We start from the raw sequence: 18,577 nt of genomic DNA, 5'->3' as shown, positions 1-18,577 counted from the left end.
TGCGACAAAGCCGCCCCACAGTGTGGAACAGCGGTGTCGATCAGTTTTCCCCAAGCGCATCCTGCTCCATGAACATGGCAGGATGCGGTACAGATTCTGACATGACGACGCTGTTTGCGTCGTCACTGGACAGGATAGGCATGGGGACCCATCCGATCCGCGTAGGCCCAACTAAGGGCTATGGACGGTGGTGAAAGCTTAGAGCGTGCTCAGCAGCTCACGCACCGTCGGTGCGAGCTTGGGGTCCTGTAGTGCCATGTGCATGGTCGCGCGCACCAGGCCAGCCTTGTTGCCGCAATCGAAACGAGTGCCTTCGAAACGGTAGGCCAGCACCTTGCCCTGTTCTTTCAGCAAGGCGTCGATGGCGTCGGTAAGCTGAATTTCGCCGCCCGCACCAGGCGTGGTCTGCTCCAACAGCTCAAAGATGCGCCCCGGCAGCACATAGCGGCCGACCACGGCGAGATTGGACGGCGCATCCGCCGGCTTGGGCTTTTCCACCATATGGCGAATCTGTGCGCTGCGCGCATCGATCGGCGTGGCGTCCACAATGCCGTACTTGTCGGTGTCGGTCTGCGGCACTTCCTCGACGGCGATCACACCAGCCTGCTGAGACTCCGCGAGCTCGGCCATCTGCCGCAGGGCACCCTTGCCCTTGTTCCAGATCAGGTCGTCCGGCAACACCACACCGAAAGGTTCATCGCCGACCACGGGTTTGGCGCACAGCACAGCGTGACCCAGGCCCAGCGCTTCGGGCTGGGTGACGAAGATGGCGCGCACATGGCGCGGCAGCGTGCCCTGCACCAGCGCGAGCAGCTCATCCTTGCCCTTCTCTTGCAGCTTCGCTTCCAGCTCGTAAGCCTTGTCGAAGTAATCGGCGATGGCGTGCTTATAGCGATTGGTGACGAAAATCAGCGTATCAGCACCGGCCTCCACGGCCTCGTCAACGGCGTACTGGATCAACGGCTTGTCCAGTACCGGCAGCATTTCCTTGGCGACGACCTTGGTGGCCGGCAGAAAGCGCGTACCGAGGCCAGCCACCGGGAAGACCACCTTGCGCAACGGCTTACTCACTCACTTCTCTCCTGATTCATTGCGACGGATCGACACCACGTTGTCCGGCTGCGCCACATCGCTCCAGCGGAACGAGGGCAGCAGGCTGGACACGCAGCGCCGCAGACTTTCTTCATCGAACGCGGACGTCGCCTCGGACGCCTTGACTAGCTGGGCCTGCAAGAGGTCCCAGCTCACCTGACGGTATTGCGCCAGGAAAATCTTGGCATGCGCGGTGGCGCTGTAGTTTTCGAGCGGATGGAACAGCTCTTCGAACAACTTCTCGCCCGAACGCAGGCCGGTGAAGACAATGGGGATCTCGGTCCCCGGCTTCTTGCCGGCGAGACGGATCATCTGCTCGGCCAGATCACGGATCTTCACCGGCTCGCCCATATCGAGCGCAAAAATTTCACCGCCCTTACCCAGACTCGCTGCCTGCAGGATCAGCTGGCAGGCTTCAGGGATGGTCATGAAGTAGCGCGAAATTTCCGGATGGGTGATGGTCACCGGACCGCCACTGCGGATCTGCTTGCGGAACAACGGAACCACCGAGCCCGCAGAGTCCAGCACATTGCCGAAACGCACGGTGATGTAGCGCGTATTCGATCGCGCATCGAGGTTTTGGCACCAGATTTCCGCAATGCGCTTGCAAGCACCCATCACGCTGGTGGGGTTGACCGCCTTGTCGGTGGAAATCAGTACGAAGCACTCGACCCCGTGGCGATCAGCCATATCGGCCATGGTGCGCGAGGCCAGCACGTTGTTACGGAAGGCAGAGCGCAACTGCCCCTGCAGCATCGGCACGTGCTTATAGGCGGCCGCATGGAAAACCACCTGCGGCTTTAGCTCGGAGAACAGGCGCTGCGTCGCTGCCGAGTCGCCGCAGTCGGCGAGAACAGCGTCGAAAATCAGCTCCGGGTATTCAAGGCGCAGTTCTTGCGAAATCTGGTACAGGTTGAATTCGCTGTGGTCGACCACGCAGAGCGATTGCGCACCCAGCCTCGCCACCTGCCGGCACAGTTCGGAACCGATGGAGCCGCCGCCACCCGTGACCAGCACGCGCTTGCCGGTGAGGGTCTCGCGAATAGCCGTCCAATCGAGTTCGATCGCATCGCGGCCGAGCAGATCCTCGATGGCGACTTCCTTGATCTCGTTGAACTGCGCGCGGCCGGCGACGACGTCCTCGAGCTTGGGCACGGTGCGATAGGGCAGACCGGTCTGGTCGCACAGCTCAACGATATTGCGCATCTCTTCCGTCGAAGCGCCGGGCATCGCGATCAGCAACATCTGCGCGGCCACTTCGCGGGCCAGCTCAGGCAACTGTTCGATGCGGCCAAGCACCGGGCGTCCATTGATGCTGGCGCCGCGCAGGCTGTCCCGGTCGTCGACGAAACCGACCACCGCATAGCGGCTGTCGCGATGAAGATCACGCGCCAAAGCCTCGCCGGCACGATCCGCACCGACGATCAGCACGCGCTGTACCGGCTGCGACTGGAACATGTCGACGCGGCTGTCCTTCCAGAATCGGTAGGTCAAGCGCGGGGCACCCAGCAGCAGGGACAGCACCACCGGATAGACCAGCAGCACCGAGCGCGGCACGTCAGCGAGACGGTCGTACAGAAACAGGGTGAGGCCAATCGCCAGCGCACCGATCACCGTCGCGCGAAGGATGTTCCACAGATCGGGCAGACTGGCAAAGCGCCACAGGCCGCGGTACAGGCCCGTCCAGTTGAGCACCACGCCCTGCACGGCCAGCACCAATGGAAACTCAAGGAGGTGGAAGCTGATCGCCGCATCGTCGATCAAGGCATAACGCAATGCCTTCGCCGCCCACCAGGCCAATGCCGCCATCAGCAAGTCATGCCCGACGACTGCCGTGCGCGGATGAATGACACCGATCAGTTTACGTAGCGACATGAATGGCCTTGTGCTGGATACGCCACCGACAGTAGCGCTTGGCGAGCATCCATGCTGCGCTCGCGATCAAATACGTGACGACGCAGATCGTCCATCCCCATCCTGGACAAAACCATGACAGCCAGGCCAGAGGCGCCGCTATCAAAAGGTTCCAGGCCAGATAGCACGCGCCCCCTTGAGCGTGCGACATGCCACTGCGAACCAGCCATTGGTAGACGTGTTCGCGGTGCGGAGTGTACCAGCGCCGTCCTTTCAGAAACCGGCTGAAAAGGGTAAGGCTGGCGTCCGTTACAAAGGATGAACTGAGGATCAGGGCCGGCCAGAGCAAGCGCCAATCCACCCGCCACAGCATGGCGATGAAGGCGAACAAGAGGAAACCCAGCGTCCCACTGCCCACATCGCCCATGAAAATGGCCGCCCGAGGACGGTTGTAGTACCAAAACCCCAGGGTTGCCGCCGCCAGGCAAGCGATGCTGACGGCCAGCGCGGGCTGCCCCCCGCCCATCGCCAACAAGGCCAGGCCCACAGCAACGAACAGGGCTTGCTGCGCCAGTAGGCCATCGATGCCGTCCATGAAGTTGTGCAGGTTGATGCTCCAGGCCCCGCCCAACACCAGCAGAGGCAACCATAGCCAGGAAGCCACACCGGCCACCAGGGCGCAAGCGAACAACGCGCAAGCGGTCAACTGCCCCCCCAGGCGCGGCAGCACCGGCAGTGAATGGTGGTCGTCCCACCAGCCGATCGCGGCGACCATCAGGGTTCCCAGGGCGAATGCTGAGGTCACAGCGATCGACCATGCGGCAGGAAGCAACCACAGGCACCAGGGCGCAGTGAGCAAGACGGCGATGATGATGCCGATGCCTCCGCCGCGCGGGGTCGGTATCGTATGGGAGCGACGCTGCCCGGGATGGTCCAGCATGCCGCGGCGATGCGCGTAGGCGATGGCACCGCGCACCACGAACAAGGCAACCAGCAGCGATGCCAGCACCATCCTTATGGCCAGCATGAAAGGCGACATCCCCACCTCACTCGTTGGCGACGCCGTGGATTGGGCGGATCGTGCTCCAGCTCTTGCAGCTAGGACACTGCCAGTGATGCGCCTTGGCCCCGAAACCACAGCGGCTGCAGCGATACATGGCCTGGCCTTCCAGCAGCTTCTTGGTGAGGTCGCGCAGGATCAGGAAATTTTCGCGCGCCTCGCCTTCCACTTTGTCCATGGTGGCGTCGATTAGCGCCATGAGCCCACGTACCGAGGGACGCTGACGCAACTGCGAAGTAAGAAAGTCGATGGCCGTGCGCTCACCATCGCGCTGCTGGTACAGCCGAGTCAGCGCCAGCACCGGAGAAACACCGTGGTAGCGCTCCAGGATGTCGCGCAGGAAACGCTCCGCCCGCTCCATCTGCTGCGAGCGTGCGTAGCTGTTGAGCAGCGGCGGAAGGATCTCTGGCACAAAGGCGATATCGGCCTCGATCGCGGTCTCGTAGACATCGACGGCCGTGCCATGCTGCCCGTCTTCGGCATGCAGGCGCCCCGTGAGCATGAAGGCACGCACGCAGTCGGGCTGGCAGGCGAAGGCCTGGCGCAGATACTCGCTGGCATCCTGCCTGGCCCCATGCTGGCGAGCCTGGTCGGCCAGTTCGCAATAGAACTGCGCAATCATGCCGGCCTCGTCCTCACCGGTCATAGCCTCCAGTCGGCGGGCATGCTCAATGGCTTTGTGCCAGTCACGCTCGTGCTGGTAGATCGCAATCAGATGACGCAGCGCCGAAGGCGCATGCGCGTCCATCGCCACCAGGTCGGAAAACAGGGTTTCAGCACGGTCCAGCAACCCGGCGCGCATATAGTCTTCGCCCAGTTCCAGTAAGGCGACGGTCTTCATCGCATCCGAGAGACCGGGACGAGACACCAGGTGCTGGTGCAGACGGATAGCGCGATCGACCTCACCGCGGCGGCGGAACAAATTGCCCAGCGCCAAATGGGTCTCGACCGTGTCGCGGTTGTACTCGGCCAGGCGAAGGAAGACCTCGATGGCTTTGTCCTGCTCTTCATTGAGCAGGTAGTTGAGGCCACGGAAGTAGTCCGAAGACAGCTCGCTGACCTGGGCACCGGAGCGCTTCACCCCGGCGCTTCGGGCAGTCCACCAGCCACTGGCGAAGGCGACTGGAATCAGCAGGGCAAGCACATAGAGGGCAATCATGCGTCTGCGGGCAACCTGGAGTCGGCGTTGCGAGCAGCTTGACGGCGCTGGCGACGGTGACGCGAGCTCACGCCCAGCCATGCCGTCAACCCGCCCAACAGCCAACCCAGCACCAAGGCAGCCAATAAGGCAGCGCCTTTCGGCATCTGAAAATGCACGAAGGCCAGGTCGTATTCGACCAGATCGGCATTGAGCGCCCCCAGCACTATGCCGGCAGCAACGAACAGCAGCAGGATCAGCATCACGATCAATCGCATGGCCGCGACTTTACCCGATTGCCATGGATGGGCACAGGCATGAGTGAAAACTGAGGACGCAAGAACTCAAAACGGGAAGCGATCACCTTCACATATCGCAGACAAAAAAGAAGGCAGGACCGGCTTGACGCCGCCTGCCTTCCGAAGGCCCTGAATCCTGGCGACCGCTTACGCGGACGTTACCGATTCCAGATCCTGGTTTACTCGCTCGCGCAATTCCTTGCCCGGCTTGAAGTGCGGAACATGCTTACCCGGCAAGGCAACCGCCTCACCAGTCTTGGGGTTGCGCCCCATACGCGGCGGCCGGTAGTGCAGTGCGAAGCTGCCGAACCCACGAACTTCGATGCGTTCGCCATGGGAAAGCGCATGGCTCATCTGCTCGATCACGCTTTTGACGGCCAGTTCGACATCGCCAAACGCAAGATGGGTCTGACGCCGTGCCAGCGCCTCGATCAATTCGGATTTGGTCATGGGTCCCCAATGTCCGTGACGTGGAACCACGGGGCGGCAACGTGCCGCCCCGTGTCATGCGTGTTGCTTAGTCAGCTTTGTTCAGCTGCTCTTTCAGCAGGGCGCCCAGCTTGGTCGTGCCGCCTGAAGCGGACGAGTACTCAGCCATGGCGTCATTCAGCTCTTCCTCGTCCTTCGCACGGATGGAGAGCTGGAGCTGACGACCCTTGCGGTCCATGCCAGTGAACTTGGCCTCGACCTTGTCGCCCACCTTCAGGTGCAGGGTGGCGTCGTCGATGCGCTCCTTGGCGATGTCGTTGGCACGCAGGTAACCCTCGACGCCCTCGCCGAGGTCGATCACGGCACCCTTGGCGTCGACTTCCTTCACGACACCGTTGACGATGGTGCCGCGCGGATTGGTCGCCATGAACTGACCGAACGGATCCTGCTCCATCTGCTTGATGCCGAGGGAGATGCGCTCGCGCTCCGGGTCCACAGCCAGCACCACGGCCTCGATCTCGTCGCCCTTCTTGAAGTTGCGAACCAGATCTTCGCCCGAAGCCTGCCAGGAGATGTCGGACAGGTGGACCAAGCCGTCGATGCCACCGTCCAGGCCAATGAAGACACCGAAGTCGGTGATCGACTTGATCTGACCGGACACCTTGTCACCCTTCTTGTGCATCGCTGCGAAGGCTTCCCACGGGTTCGAGCGGGTCTGCTTGATACCCAGCGAGATGCGGCGACGCTCTTCGTCCACGTCCAGCACCATCACTTCGGTCTCGTCGCCGACCTGCACGACCTTGGCCGGGTTGACGTTCTTGTTGGTCCAGTCCATCTCGGACACGTGGACCAGGCCTTCCACGCCCGGCTCGATCTCGACGAAGCAACCGTAATCGGTGACGTTGGAGACCTTGCCGAACAGGCGGCTGCCGACCGGGTAACGGCGGGCAATGGCGACCCACGGGTCGTCGCCCAGCTGCTTCAGGCCCAGCGACACGCGGTTGCGCTCGCGGTCGTACTTCAGCACGCGGACGTCCAGCTCGTCGCCGACGTTGACGACTTCGGACGGATGACGCACGCGCTTCCACGCCATGTCAGTGATATGCAGCAGGCCGTCGATACCACCCAGATCCACGAACGCGCCGTAGTCGGTGAGGTTCTTGACGGTACCCTTGACCACCGCGCCTTCGGTCAGACGCTCAAGCAGCTTCTCGCGCTCCTCGGAGAACTCGGTCTCGACGACGGCACGGCGGCTGACGACCACGTTGTTGCGCTTGCGGTCGAGCTTGATGATCTTGAACTCGAGCTCCTTGCCCTCGAGATAGGTCGGCTCGCGCACCGGGCGCACGTCGACCAGCGAGCCCGGCAGGAACGCGCGGACATCCTTGATATCGACGGTGAAGCCGCCCTTGACCTTGCCGGAGATCATGCCCTTGATGGTCTCCTCCTTGTCGAACGCCTGCTCCAGGTCGTCCCATACCATCGAACGCTTGGCTTTCTCGCGGGACAGCTTGGTCTCGCCGAAACCGTCTTCCAGGGCATCGAGGGCAACCTTCACCTCGTCGCCTACCTGCACCTCCAACTCGCCCTTCTCATCCTTGAACTGCTCGATGGGGACGATGCCTTCGCTCTTCAGGCCAGCGTTGATCACGACGACGTCGTTGCGGATTTCCACAACGATACCGGTGACGATCGCGCCCGGCTTCAGCTTGGAGATAGCCTGTTGGCTCTGTTCAAACAGTTCGGCAAAACTTTCAGTCATGTTGATTCCAGAAATGAGAAAAGGCCGTAATCCAGTGCGCGCCGTCGGAAGTTATGCGCACGGATGGATCGGCCCACCGGTTATGGGTGTCTTCGGGTTGTCCCTCAGCGGGACGGCCCTCGGCACCGTTGACCAAAACCCCTGCCGCGACAGGGGCACCAATGCCGACATGCGATCCGCTCAGGGCTGCACGACAGCAAGTACTTTCGCGACCACACCTTCAATGCTCATGCCGGTGGTATCCACCAGGACGGCATCTTCGGCAGGTTTCAGCGGCGCAACCGCTCGGGATGCATCGCGAGCGTCACGCGCTTCGATCTCGCGCTGAAGGTTAGAGAGTGTAACGCTGAGCCCCTTTTCCTTCAACTGCTTATAGCGCCTTTTTGCTCGTTCGGCGGCGCTGGCGGTCAGGAACACCTTGTGGGCGGCATCGGGGAAAATCACTGTCCCCATATCCCGCCCGTCAGCCACCAGGCCGGGCGACTTGCGGAAGCCCAACTGCAGATCAACCAAGGCCTGACGCACCGAAGGAATGGAGGCAATGGCCGACGCCGCAGCGCCCGCAGTCTCGGTTCGCAGCTCGTCGGTGGCATCGTGGCCATTGACCAGGACGCGAGTGTCCTGGCCATCAGGGGCCGCATGGAAGCGGATCTTCACGTGCTGAGCACAACGAGTAACCGCCTCAGCATCAGACAAATCCAACCCCTCCATGCCTGCGGCATAGCCTACCGCCCGATACAAAGCACCTGAATCCAGCAGGCGCCACCCCAAATGCTCGGCCACCAGCCGGCTGATCGTGCCTTTGCCCGATCCCGAAGGCCCGTCGATGGTGAGTACAGGGACGGGGGACAATGGGCTCATGGCGACTCCAGGCTGGGCAGGCAAAACCAATATGTTAGAGCCTGATTCACATTCCTGCCTGGGCTACGCAGAGATTATGAATCAGACGCTTATCGCGTTGACCCTGCCCCACCCGCATGCTATCTAGCCCGCCCGTCCTGCCGACGAACCTCGCGAATGCCCATCCTATGAACGATCTTCAATGCGAGTTCCAGCAAGCCGCTGAGGACGTCCAAGGATTGGACAAAAGGCCGGACAACGACACCCTTCTGAAGCTCTACGCGCTGTACAAGCAGGGTTCCGAAGGCGACATTCGCGACGCCCAACCGGGTTTCTTCGACTTCATTGGCACCGCCAAGCACGAAGCCTGGGCGCAGCTGCGTGGCGTTTCGCGCGAAGAGGCCATGCGCCGGTACATCGCCCTGGTGCACCAATTGTTGGCGTGAGAGACCTCGCGCGGGACGAGTAGCGAAGCCACACCAACAAGGAACGCCAGCGCGGGATGGGACAGCAGCCCCAGTGTTCCCGCCATTCCTCTTGCTTTCCCCTCGCCACCCGGGCAGATTCATACGTCCGTTTGAATCCGGTTGCCCGATGTCCTTCCCTCACCTGTTTACCCCTCTCGATCTTGGCCACACCGTTCTGCCCAATCGCATTCTGATGGGCTCGATGCACACCGGCCTGGAGGACAAGGCTTCGGATTACGACAAGTTGGCCGCGTATTTCGCCGAGCGAGCGCGTGGCGGCGTTGGGCTTATGGTTACCGGCGGTATCGCGCCCAGCATCGAGGGCTGGCTCAAGCCCTTCGGTGGGCGCCTATCGATGCCATGGCACGTGGCGAGGCACCGCAAGCTGACCCGTGCCGTGCATGCCGAGGGTGGCAAGCTGTGCATGCAGATCCTGCACGCGGGCCGCTACGGCTATCACCCGCTGTCGGTGGCGCCCTCGAAGATCAAATCCCCGATCACTCCATTCACGCCGCGCGCGCTGTCATCGCGCGGAGTGGAGCGGACTATTCGCGATTTCGTTCGCTGCGCGAAGCTGGCACAGGAGGCCGGCTACGACGGCGTCGAGGTGATGGGTTCAGAGGGTTACCTGATCAACCAGTTCCTTACGGCACGCACCAATCAGCGCAGCGATGCCTGGGGTGGCGACGCCGCGAAACGCATGCGCTTTCCGGTGGAAATCGTGCGCCGCACGCGTGAAGCGGTCGGCCGTGATTTCATCATCATCTATCGCCTGTCCATGCTGGATCTGATCGAACAAGGTCAGGACTGGAACGAGATCGTCTCGCTGGCGAGGGCCATCGAGGCGGCAGGCGCCAGCATCATCAATACCGGTATCGGCTGGCATGAGGCGCGCATTCCCACCATCGTCACCAGCGTGCCGCGCGCCGGGTTCGCATGGGTGACTAGCAAACTCAAGGGCGAGGTCTCGATCCCGCTCGTCACCACCAACCGCATCAACATGCCAGAGGTGGCCGAACAGGTACTGGCCAGCGGCGAAGCGGACATGGTGTCGATGGCACGGCCGCTGCTGGCCGATCCGGATTGGGCAGTGAAGGCCAAAACCGGCCGTAGCGATCGCATCAACACCTGCATCGCCTGCAATCAGGCCTGCCTGGACCATGTGTTCCAGAACCGTCGCGCTAGTTGCCTGGTCAACCCGCGCGCCTGCCACGAAACCGAGCTTCAGATCACCCCAACGACAAACCGCAAGCGCATTGCGGTGGTCGGCGCAGGGCCCGCCGGCATGGCTTGCGCGAGCACACTGGCCGAGCGCGGCCACGAAGTGACATTGATCGACCAGGCCAGCGAGATAGGCGGCCAATTCAATTACGCCAAGCGCATCCCGGGCAAGGAAGAGTTCCACGAGACCTTGCGCTACTTCCGGCACCGCCTGACTGATACCGGTGTGCGCCTGCAACTAGGTCAGGCGGCAGATGCCAGTTCCCTTCAGCACTATGACGAAATCGTGATCGCTACGGGCATCACGCCAAGGCACGTGAGCTTTCCTGGCAGCGACGATCCGCGCGTGTTGAATTACCTCGACGTGCTGGCACACCACAAACCTGTCGGACAGCGGGTTGCCATCATCGGCGCCGGCGGCATTGGTTTTGATGTGGCCGAGTTCCTGGTGGAGCATGCCCCATCGCCCACCACCGATGTCGTGCGCTGGACCCGCGAATGGGGCGTCGATATGCAACTCGATACACGAGGCGGCCTGCAGCCACCGCAACCCGAACGCCCCGCTCGTCAGCTCTGGCTACTCCAGCGTACGGAGGGGCGCCCCGGAGCTCGCTTGAACAAAACCACCGGCTGGGTCCATCGCGCCACGCTCAAGGCCAAACAGGTCACCATGCTGGGCAGCGTGGGTTATGAGCGACTGGACGCCAAGGGCCTGCACATCACCGTCGACGGCAAGCCACAGATATTGCCGGTGGATAACGTGGTGATCTGCGCCGGGCAAGAGCCGCTTCGCGTTCTGGCGGATGCCCTGGCGACGTCCGGCCTGAAGGTGCATGTGATCGGCGGTGCCGATGTGGCCGCTGAACTCGACGCCAAGCGCGCCATCGACCAAGGCACGCGACTCGCCAGCACGATCTAAGTGTTGGCGTCACAGGCTTTAGGGGCGCAGAAATGAAAGCGCCCCGCTAAACGATGCGTCGATAGGCGGTCAGGGGGAGGGACCGGGTATCGCGGGGATAGCATCGTCGCGGGGCGAGGGTCTCCGCCACCTGGGGGGAGGGGACGGTGGCGGGACGAGGAGAAGCATATGATCGACGGATTACAGAAACCAATATATATTTCGGACGAAACTTATATGTAAATCCTATATATGTTCGATTTCCGCCAGTTGCGCTACTTCGTTGCCGTGGCTGAAGAGCTGAGCTTTACTCGCGCCGCCCAACGACTGCATATCTCCCAACCGCCACTTTCTCAGCAAATTCAGTCTCTTGAAGCCGATCTTGGAGTTCGCCTGCTCGATCGCGACAAACGCAATGTGGCGCTGACCGAGCCCGGGCGGGTGTTTTTAGACCAGGCTCGGCAAATTCTAGCCAAGGCCGGCGAGGCACGCAGTCAGGTCGTCCAGGCCGCGGCAGGCTTCAGTGGCCAACTACGACTGGCGTACACCGTATCGGTGACGTTCCACCCTGCGCTGCCCCAGACGTTGTTGCGTTTCGGCCGTCATGCACCGCATGTCCGCGTCATCCTCAGCGAGATGTACACCGAGCCGCAGTTTGCCGCCTTACTGGCGGGCGACCTGGATGTGGGCTTCGTACGCGATCTGCCCAAGCACGAGGCGGACGCCCGCGATCTGCGTCTGGACGACATCGACCGCGAACCCCTGCTGCTCGCCCTCCCCTCCGAGCATCGACTGGCTGATCGCAAACGCATCTGGCTACGCGAAGTGGCCGACGAAGCCTTCGTCGTTCAACCGCGCGAACTCGCCGCCACCCTGTACGACCGGCTGGCGCACATCGCCGCCAAGGCCAACTTCCACCCCTTGATCCGCCAACACGCCCAGCAGATCAATGGGCTGCTGATGCTGGTGGCTGCCGGCATGGGACTAGCGCTGATCCCTGCCTCCATGTGCACGGTCACCCTGACCGGTGTCAGCTATGTTCAACTGGAGGATCCCGATGCCTATATGCTGCTGGCCGTCGCAAGCCGTCGGGACGATGCTTCGCCGGTACTGGCCCAATTCCTGTCCATGCTGGCCGAATCCAAAGCCGTTCCGCATTTGTTGTAAATCCGGACTTGTTCCAGAGCAATCAAACAGCTACACTTTTTAACTTATCTTTTTCCGTTAAGTGTCAGGAGCTGGCCGTGAAGGTGCTTTCCTCTTTGAAGTCCGCCAAGCAGCGGCACCGTGACTGCAAGGTTGTGCGCCGTCGCGGCAAGGTGTTCGTGATCTGCAAGAGCAACCCGCGTTTCAAGGCTCGTCAGCGCTGATTTCAGCTGCGACGAGTCAACGAAGAAGGGCCGCGCAAGCGGCCCTTTTTTGTTGCCCATCCATTTCCGCCAAACGCCTTGTAGGAGCGCACAGGGTGCGCTCCTACAGGTCAGACATCAGGCGTAGCGCACGCCGGTGATCTCGTAACGCTTCACACCATTTGGCGCCTTGAACTCGAAGCTGTCCCCTTCGCTCTTGCCGATCAGGGCGCGGGCAATCGGTGACGACACCGCGATCAGGCGCTGCTTGATGTCGGCCTCCAGGTCGCCCACGATCTGGTAAGTCACCGCCTCGCCGCTGACCTCTTCTTCCAGGTCCACCGTAGCACCGAACACCACGCGCGAACCCGCAGCCAGGCGGGACACGTCGATCACCTCAGCGGTGGACAACGCAGCCTCCAGCTCGGCGATACGGCCCTCAATGAAGCTCTGCTGCTCACGCGCCGCGTGATATTCAGCGTTTTCCTTGAGGTCGCCATGCGCACGTGCCTCGGCGATGGCCGCGATAATCCGCGGCCGGTCCGACGACTTCAGCTTGTCCAGCTCGCCACGCAGGCGTTCCGAGCCGATCTTGGTGATGGGGGCACGACTCATGGGTTCAGCTCCTTGTGCAGTTCCTGCAGGCTATGCACTTCGCCGGTGCCATGGAAGTCCAGCGAATGCACGAGCGCGCGGGCTCCGGCGACGGTGGTTGAGTAGGTAACACGGTGTTGCAGAGCTTCGCGACGGATCGAGAACGAATCGGCGATGGCCTGCTTACCCTCGGTGGTATTGACGATATAGACGATCTCGCCGTTCTTGATCAGATCGACGATATGCGGCCGCCCATCCGCCACTTTGTTGATGCGCTCGCAGACCACGCCATGCTCGGCCAGATACTTGGCCGTGCCCTCGGTAGCCACCAGGCTGAAGCCGTGGGACAGCGCATCGCGCGCCACCGGCAGCAGGCGATCTTTGTCGGCATCACGCACCGACAGAAACACCTTGCCTTTCTGCGGCGTCTTGATGCCGGCGGCATCGTGACCGCGCGCGAAGGCAGCGCCAAAGCTGCGGCCCACACCCATCACTTCGCCCGTGGAACGCATCTCCGGACCCAGGATCGGATCGACGTTCTGGAACTTCAGGAACGGGAAAATGGCTTCTTTCACCGAGTAGTAGCCCGGGATCACTTCGCGTGTCGTGCCCTGCTCAATCAGCGTGCGGCCTGCCATGGCACGCGCGGCGATCTTGGCCAGGGGCACGCCGGTGGCCTTGGACACGAATGGCACGGTGCGCGATGCACGCGGGTTCACTTCGAGAATGAACACGGTGTCGCCCTGAATGGCGAACTGCGTATTCATCAGGCCAATGACCTTGAGCTCCTTCGCCATCAGCGCGACCTGACGGCGCATTTCGTCCTGCACTTCCTGCGACAGCGAGTACGGCGGCAGCGAGCACGACGAGTCGCCGGAATGCACACCGGCCTCTTCGATATGCTCCATGATGCCGCCGACCAGCACGTTGCCCTCAGCGTCGGCGATGATGTCCACGTCCACCTCGACCGCGTGATCGAGGAAGCGGTCGAGCAACACCGGCGAATCGTTCGACACCTGCACCGCTTCGCGGATGTAACGCGAGAGATCGGCATCGCTATAGACGATTTCCATCGCACGGCCACCGAGCACATAGCTCGGGCGCACCACCATCGGATAGCCAATCTCGCGCGCCAGCGAAAGCGCCTCGTCGGCGGTGCGCGCGGTGCGGTTCGGCGGCTGCTTCAAGCCGATCTTCTCGATCATCTGCTGGAAGCGCTCGCGGTCTTCGGCCAAGTCGATCGAATCCGGCGAGGTGCCGATGACCGGCGCACCGGCGGCTTCAAGCGCACGGGCCAGCTTGAGCGGGGTCTGGCCGCCGTACTGCACGATCACGCCCTTGGGCTTCTCCAGGTCCACGATCTCCAGCACGTCTTCCAGCGTCAGCGGCTCGAAGTACAGGCGGTCGGAGGTGTCGTAGTCGGTGGAAACCGTTTCCGGGTTGCAGTTGACCATGATGGTCTCGAACCCATCCTCGCGCAGCGCGAGTGCTGCGTGTACGCAGCAATAGTCGAACTCGATGCCTTGGCCAATGCGATTCGGACCGCCGCCAAGCACGATGATCTTGTCGCGGTTGGTCGGGTTAGCCTCGCACTCTTCCTCATAGGTCGAGTACATGTACGCAGTGGTGGTGGCGAACTCGGCCGCACAGGAATCCACGCGCTTGTACACCGGGCGCACACCCAGCGTGCGGCGCAGGTGGCGCATGGCCGCCTCGTCGCTGCCGGTGAGTTCGGCCAAGCGGGCATCGGAGAAACCCATGCGCTTGAGTTCGCGCATGCGCGCTGCGTCGAGCACGCTGACACCTTGCGCCTGCACTTCGTTCTCGGTCAGCACGATGTCTTCGAACGCAGCGAGGAACCAGGGATCGACGCGACTCAGGCTATGCACTTCTTCCAGCGAGAGACCCGCGCGGAAGGCATCCGCAAGATGGAACACGCGGTCCGGACGCGGCTCGCGCAGTTCACGCTTGAGCGTCGCCAGACCTTCCTCGGTACTGATATCCAGCCCGGTCGGGTTGAGACCGGTCTTGCCGATCTCCAGACCGCGCAGCGCCTTCTGCAGCGATTCGTGGAAGCTTCGGCCCATCGCCATCACTTCGCCCACCGACTTCATCTGAGTGGTGAGGCGGGCATCGGCAGAGGGGAACTTCTCGAACGCAAAGCGCGGAATCTTGGTGACCACGTAGTCGATGGTCGGCTCGAACGAAGCCGGCGTGAGGCCGCCGGTGATGTCGTTCTTGAGTTCATCCAGCGTATAGCCCACGGCCAGCTTGGCAGCGATCTTGGCGATCGGGAAACCCGTAGCCTTGGAAGCAAGCGCCGACGAACGCGACACGCGCGGGTTCATCTCGATCACGACCACGCGGCCGTTCTCGGCATTGATGCCGAACTGCACGTTGGAGCCGCCGGTATCCACACCGATCTTGCGCAGCACCGCGATGGAGGCATCGCGCAGGCGCTGGTATTCCTTATCGGTAAGCGTCTGCGCCGGCGCGACAGTGATCGAGTCGCCGGTGTGCACGCCCATCGGATCGAGGTTTTCGATGGAGCACACGATGATGCAGTTGTCCGCCTTGTCGCGGACCACTTCCATCTCGAACTCCTTCCAGCCGAGCACGGATTCCTCGACCAGCACTTCGCCCACCGGCGACAGCTCGAGACCGCGCTTGACGATCTCTTCGAACTCTTCGCGGTTGTAGGCGATACCGCCGCCCGAGCCGCCGAGCGTGAAGCTGGGGCGAATGATGGTCGGGTAGCCCACCTTGGCCTGCGTGACGAGTGCCTGTTCGAACGTGCGAACGACTTCCGCCTTTGGACACTCCAGGCCGATCTCGGCCATGGCGATGCGGAACAGCTCGCGATCTTCGGCCATGCGAATGGCTTCGCGCGAAGCACCGATCAGCTCAACGTTGTATTTCTCAAGCACGCCGTTGTCGGCGAGGTCGAGCGCGCAATTGAGGCCCGTCTGGCCGCCCATGGTCGGCAGCACCGCGTCCGGACGCTCCTTCGCGATGATGCGCTCCACCGTCTGCCAGTTGATCGGCTCGATGTAGACCGCGTCGGCGGTCTCCGGGTCGGTCATGATGGTGGCCGGGTTGGAGTTCACCAGGATCACCCGGTAGCCCTCTTCCTTCAGCGCCTTGCACGCCTGCGCGCCCGAGTAGTCGAACTCGCAGGCCTGGCCGATGACGATCGGGCCGGCACCGATGATGAGGATGCTCTTGATGTCGGTACGCTTGGCCATCTCAGCGGGCCTCCTGCATCAGCTTGGCAAATCGTTCGAAGAGGTAACCCATCTCGTGCGGGCCGGGGCTCGCCTCCGGATGACCCTGGAAGCAGAACGCCGGGCGGTCGTTGAGCGCGAAGCCCTGCAGCGAGCCATCAAACAGCGAGGTATGGGTGATGCGCACGTTGGCCGGCAGCGTCGTCGGATCCACCGCGAAGCCATGGTTCTGCGAGGTGATCAACACGCGGCCATCGTCGTGGTCCTTCACCGGATGGTTCGCTCCGTGGTGACCGAACTTCATCTTCAGTGTCTTGGCACCGAGTGCCAGACCCATGATCTGATGGCCCAGGCAGATGCCGAACAGCGGGATCTTCGCGTCCAGGAACTCGCGCGTGGCGGCCACGGCGTAGTCGCAAGCCGCCGGGTCGCCGGGGCCGTTGGACAGGAACACGCCATCGGGCTTCATCGCCAGTACCTCGGCAGCAGGCGTCTGCGCCGGTACCACGGTGATGTCGCAACCCTGCTCGGCCAGCAATCGCAGGATATTGAGCTTGGTGCCGTAGTCGTAGGCCACCACCTTGAAGCGCATGGCCGGCTGGTTGAAGGCCGTGCGATCGAGATCGTAGGTGCCCTCCTTCCAGCTATATGGCTTGGTGACGCTGACCACCTTGGCCAGATCCATACCGTTGAGGCCGGGGAAAGCGCGCGCCTTGGCCAGCGCGACCTCGGCATCGATCTTCTCGCCGGCCACGATGCAGCCGGACAAGGCGCCCTTGTCGCGCAGGATGCGGGTCAGGCGGCGGGTGTCGATGCCGGCGATGGCGACGATGCCGTGGCGCTTGAGGTAATCCGGCAAGCTTTCCGTGCTACGCCAGTTGCTGGCCCGGCGTGGCACGTCGCGCACGATCAGGCCGGCGGCGTGCACGGCGGTGGACTCGGCATCCTCGGCGTTGACGCCGGTGTTGCCGATATGCGGATAAGTCAGGGTGACGATCTGACGCGAGTACGAGGGATCGGTAAGGATCTCTTGGTAACCGGTCATGGCGGTGTTGAAAACCACCTCGCCGACGGTTTCGCCAGTCGCGCCCACGGCATGACCGTGGAACACGCTGCCATCTTCGAGGGCAAGCAGAGCAGGGATAGGCATGGAGGCCGCCTTTTAGGTGCAGCAAAGTCCGCAAGCCGCGGTAAGCAGGCTTGTGGACCTTGGTCGAGGAAAGTCACAGGGCGGTTGGCGATGATAGGTGCGAGAGGCCTTTCTGTCCACCGGATGACGCGTAAAAGTCACGTCTTTGTGTCAGTTGGGAGCCTGTCCTTATCGTCTGCATGGCCCGCGCCGAGAGCTGTTTGCGCGCATGGCAAGGAAGAACGAGGGCGTGTACGTCCGTACACAACCGAGTGATGACGCCGGCATGCGGGCAAACAGACTCGGCCCGGAGGGTTGCTTACCCTTGGCCGCCCGCCGACAGGGCGCGGCTTGACCTGACCGCCAGTCAGGCACTGCGCCACGCCCTACCAGCGGGCGGCCAAGGGTAAGCAACGCGGGCTATGCGGACGATAAGGACAGGCTCCTAAGACAGGCGAAGCGTTACACTACGCGCCGTTTCTATGGAGATGCACACGCCCATGAGCACCGCCGTTCTGCTCGATCCTGCCCGTTTTGACCGCCCGGACACGGATATACGGCACGAACCGTTCCCGCTCATGATCGCGCACGGCCAGTTGCCAGACGAGTTCCGCAGCGACCTGGAGCAGGACTTCCCTCGCTACGCCAGCGCCGGCTTCTTCCCCTATGACCCCAGCGACTGCGGGCCTACGGTCAATGCCCTGGTGCAGCGCCTGATCACGCCGGAATTCGCCAGCGCCATCGGCAAGCGTCTGAACATCGAGAACCTTGGCCAATACCCCACGCTGGTCACGCTCTGCCGTTCGCTCAACAGGCGCCACGGCACCATCCATACGGACAGCAAATCCAAAGTCGCCACCGCCCTCCTCTACCTCAACACCCAGTGGCCGGACACCAGTGACGGCTGCCTGCGCTTCTTGGGCAGCATCGACAACATCGACGATGTCATCGCCCCGGAACTCAAGCCCTTGTACGGCGAGTTCGCCGTATTCAAGCGTTGCGACAACTCCTTCCATGGCCACCTGCCCTATGAGGGCGAGCGTCGGGTGATCCAGGTGGCTTGGCTGACCAGCGAAGAAGAGAAGCTCCGCAAGACCAAGCGTGGCAAATTCGCCCGCACGTTCAAGAAGTTGTTCGGCGCGCTGGACCGCAAGCTGGGCGCGGACCGCGACCGTAATGCGTCGCACCAAGACTGAGCTTATCCGCGCGAGCTCCTCAGGG

The 18,577-nt window shown here is 62.4% G+C and carries 16 protein-coding genes; 5 read left to right on the top strand and 11 right to left on the bottom strand.

Going from position 1 to position 18,577, the window contains the following annotated elements; genetic code table 11:
- Positions 1-198: 198 nt before the first annotated feature.
- From galU to cmk, 8 genes are all read right to left on the bottom strand, one after another.
- Entirely contained in the window at positions 199-1,071 is an 873-nt protein-coding gene (gene galU, locus OUZ45_RS02145) for a UTP--glucose-1-phosphate uridylyltransferase GalU (RefSeq protein ID WP_266168250.1), read from the bottom strand.
- On the bottom strand, positions 1,072-2,967 hold the full coding sequence (locus OUZ45_RS02140) for a polysaccharide biosynthesis protein (RefSeq protein ID WP_266168249.1): 1,896 nt from the start codon (positions 2,965-2,967) through the stop codon (positions 1,072-1,074).
- Positions 2,954-3,985, bottom strand: a complete 1,032-nt coding sequence (locus OUZ45_RS02135; protein ID WP_266168248.1) for an MraY family glycosyltransferase — start codon at positions 3,983-3,985, stop codon at positions 2,954-2,956. Before OUZ45_RS02135 ends, OUZ45_RS02140 begins: the two co-directional genes overlap by 14 nt.
- 7 nt (positions 3,986-3,992) lie before the next feature.
- Positions 3,993-5,165 carry a lipopolysaccharide assembly protein LapB gene (lapB, locus tag OUZ45_RS02130; protein WP_266168247.1) on the bottom strand — a complete coding sequence of 391 codons (1,173 nt, stop codon included), beginning with the start codon at positions 5,163-5,165 and terminating at the stop codon, positions 3,993-3,995.
- Positions 5,162-5,422 carry a lipopolysaccharide assembly protein LapA domain-containing protein gene (locus OUZ45_RS02125; protein WP_266168246.1) on the bottom strand — a complete coding sequence of 87 codons (261 nt, stop codon included), beginning with the start codon at positions 5,420-5,422 and terminating at the stop codon, positions 5,162-5,164. The genes lapB and OUZ45_RS02125 overlap by 4 nt, the downstream gene beginning before the upstream one ends.
- A 168-nt stretch (positions 5,423-5,590) precedes the next feature.
- Positions 5,591-5,923 carry an integration host factor subunit beta gene (locus OUZ45_RS02120; RefSeq protein WP_266168245.1) on the bottom strand — a complete coding sequence of 111 codons (333 nt, stop codon included), beginning with the start codon at positions 5,921-5,923 and terminating at the stop codon, positions 5,591-5,593.
- Positions 5,924-5,960: 37 nt separating this feature from the next.
- Positions 5,961-7,634 (bottom strand): 30S ribosomal protein S1, encoded by a 1,674-nt coding sequence (gene rpsA, locus OUZ45_RS02115; RefSeq protein WP_266168244.1) that lies wholly within the window; start codon positions 7,632-7,634, stop codon positions 5,961-5,963.
- A gap of 180 nt (positions 7,635-7,814) precedes the next feature.
- The gene (gene cmk / locus OUZ45_RS02110) at positions 7,815-8,495 is read right to left on the bottom strand and encodes a (d)CMP kinase (RefSeq protein ID WP_266168243.1); all 681 of its coding nucleotides are present in this window, start codon (positions 8,493-8,495) and stop codon (positions 7,815-7,817) included.
- Positions 8,496-8,662: 167 nt separating this feature from the next.
- Between cmk and OUZ45_RS02105 the strand changes: the two genes are divergently transcribed.
- The 4 genes from OUZ45_RS02105 to ykgO all read left to right on the top strand — a co-directional run bounded on the left by OUZ45_RS02105 (position 8,663) and on the right by ykgO (position 12,430).
- Positions 8,663-8,920, top strand: a complete 258-nt coding sequence (locus OUZ45_RS02105) for an acyl-CoA-binding protein (RefSeq protein WP_266168242.1) — start codon at positions 8,663-8,665, stop codon at positions 8,918-8,920.
- Positions 8,921-9,068: 148 nt separating this feature from the next.
- On the top strand, positions 9,069-11,081 hold the full coding sequence (locus OUZ45_RS02100; protein ID WP_266168241.1) for an NADPH-dependent 2,4-dienoyl-CoA reductase: 2,013 nt from the start codon (positions 9,069-9,071) through the stop codon (positions 11,079-11,081).
- A 231-nt stretch (positions 11,082-11,312) separates the two neighbouring features.
- The gene (locus OUZ45_RS02095) at positions 11,313-12,227 is read left to right on the top strand and encodes a LysR substrate-binding domain-containing protein (protein WP_266168240.1); all 915 of its coding nucleotides are present in this window, start codon (positions 11,313-11,315) and stop codon (positions 12,225-12,227) included.
- A gap of 77 nt (positions 12,228-12,304) precedes the next feature.
- The gene (ykgO, locus tag OUZ45_RS02090) at positions 12,305-12,430 is read left to right on the top strand and encodes a type B 50S ribosomal protein L36 (protein WP_008215056.1); all 126 of its coding nucleotides are present in this window, start codon (positions 12,305-12,307) and stop codon (positions 12,428-12,430) included.
- A gap of 117 nt (positions 12,431-12,547) precedes the next feature.
- Here ykgO and greA read toward each other — a convergent pair whose 3' ends face one another.
- Genes greA through carA form a run of 3 tightly spaced genes read right to left on the bottom strand, consistent with a single transcriptional unit; the run spans position 12,548 to position 17,377 of the window.
- Entirely contained in the window at positions 12,548-13,024 is a 477-nt protein-coding gene (greA, locus tag OUZ45_RS02085) for a transcription elongation factor GreA (RefSeq protein ID WP_266168231.1), read from the bottom strand.
- Entirely contained in the window at positions 13,021-16,248 is a 3,228-nt protein-coding gene (gene carB / locus OUZ45_RS02080) for a carbamoyl-phosphate synthase large subunit (RefSeq protein ID WP_266168229.1), read from the bottom strand. The genes greA and carB overlap by 4 nt, the downstream gene beginning before the upstream one ends.
- A gap of 1 nt (position 16,249) precedes the next feature.
- Positions 16,250-17,377, bottom strand: a complete 1,128-nt coding sequence (gene carA / locus OUZ45_RS02075; RefSeq protein WP_266168228.1) for a glutamine-hydrolyzing carbamoyl-phosphate synthase small subunit — start codon at positions 17,375-17,377, stop codon at positions 16,250-16,252.
- A 479-nt stretch (positions 17,378-17,856) separates the two neighbouring features.
- Between carA and OUZ45_RS02070 the strand changes: the two genes are divergently transcribed.
- Entirely contained in the window at positions 17,857-18,552 is a 696-nt protein-coding gene (locus tag OUZ45_RS02070; protein WP_266168227.1) for a 2OG-Fe(II) oxygenase, read from the top strand.
- The last annotated feature ends 25 nt before the right edge of the window (positions 18,553-18,577 follow it).

Source organism: Dyella subtropica (genome assembly GCF_026283965.1).
In the GTDB taxonomy this organism is placed as follows: Bacteria; Pseudomonadota; Gammaproteobacteria; order Xanthomonadales; family Rhodanobacteraceae; genus Dyella_D; species Dyella_D subtropica.
The sequence above is the reverse complement of the archived record's forward strand: the minus strand, read 5'-3'. Positions and strand labels throughout refer to the sequence as shown.

What these genes read in the sequence shown, in the direction of transcription:
- lapB (WP_266168247.1), bottom strand. Translation starts at nt 5,165, where the DNA reads ATGATTGCCCTCTATGTGCTTGCCCTGCTGATTCCAGTCGCCTTCGCC.
- rpsA (WP_266168244.1), bottom strand. Translation starts at nt 7,634, where the DNA reads ATGACTGAAAGTTTTGCCGAACTGTTTGAACAGAGCCAACAGGCTATC.
- carB (WP_266168229.1), bottom strand. Translation starts at nt 16,248, where the DNA reads ATGGCCAAGCGTACCGACATCAAGAGCATCCTCATCATCGGTGCCGGC.
- greA (WP_266168231.1), bottom strand. Translation starts at nt 13,024, where the DNA reads ATGAGTCGTGCCCCCATCACCAAGATCGGCTCGGAACGCCTGCGTGGC.
- OUZ45_RS02135 (WP_266168248.1), bottom strand. Translation starts at nt 3,985, where the DNA reads ATGTCGCCTTTCATGCTGGCCATAAGGATGGTGCTGGCATCGCTGCTG.
- cmk (WP_266168243.1), bottom strand. Translation starts at nt 8,495, where the DNA reads ATGAGCCCATTGTCCCCCGTCCCTGTACTCACCATCGACGGGCCTTCG.
- carA (WP_266168228.1), bottom strand. Translation starts at nt 17,377, where the DNA reads ATGCCTATCCCTGCTCTGCTTGCCCTCGAAGATGGCAGCGTGTTCCAC.
- OUZ45_RS02095 (WP_266168240.1), top strand. Translation starts at nt 11,313, where the DNA reads ATGTTCGATTTCCGCCAGTTGCGCTACTTCGTTGCCGTGGCTGAAGAG.
- OUZ45_RS02140 (WP_266168249.1), bottom strand. Translation starts at nt 2,967, where the DNA reads ATGTCGCTACGTAAACTGATCGGTGTCATTCATCCGCGCACGGCAGTC.
- OUZ45_RS02100 (WP_266168241.1), top strand. Translation starts at nt 9,069, where the DNA reads ATGTCCTTCCCTCACCTGTTTACCCCTCTCGATCTTGGCCACACCGTT.
- OUZ45_RS02070 (WP_266168227.1), top strand. Translation starts at nt 17,857, where the DNA reads ATGAGCACCGCCGTTCTGCTCGATCCTGCCCGTTTTGACCGCCCGGAC.
- OUZ45_RS02105 (WP_266168242.1), top strand. Translation starts at nt 8,663, where the DNA reads ATGAACGATCTTCAATGCGAGTTCCAGCAAGCCGCTGAGGACGTCCAA.
- OUZ45_RS02125 (WP_266168246.1), bottom strand. Translation starts at nt 5,422, where the DNA reads ATGCGATTGATCGTGATGCTGATCCTGCTGCTGTTCGTTGCTGCCGGC.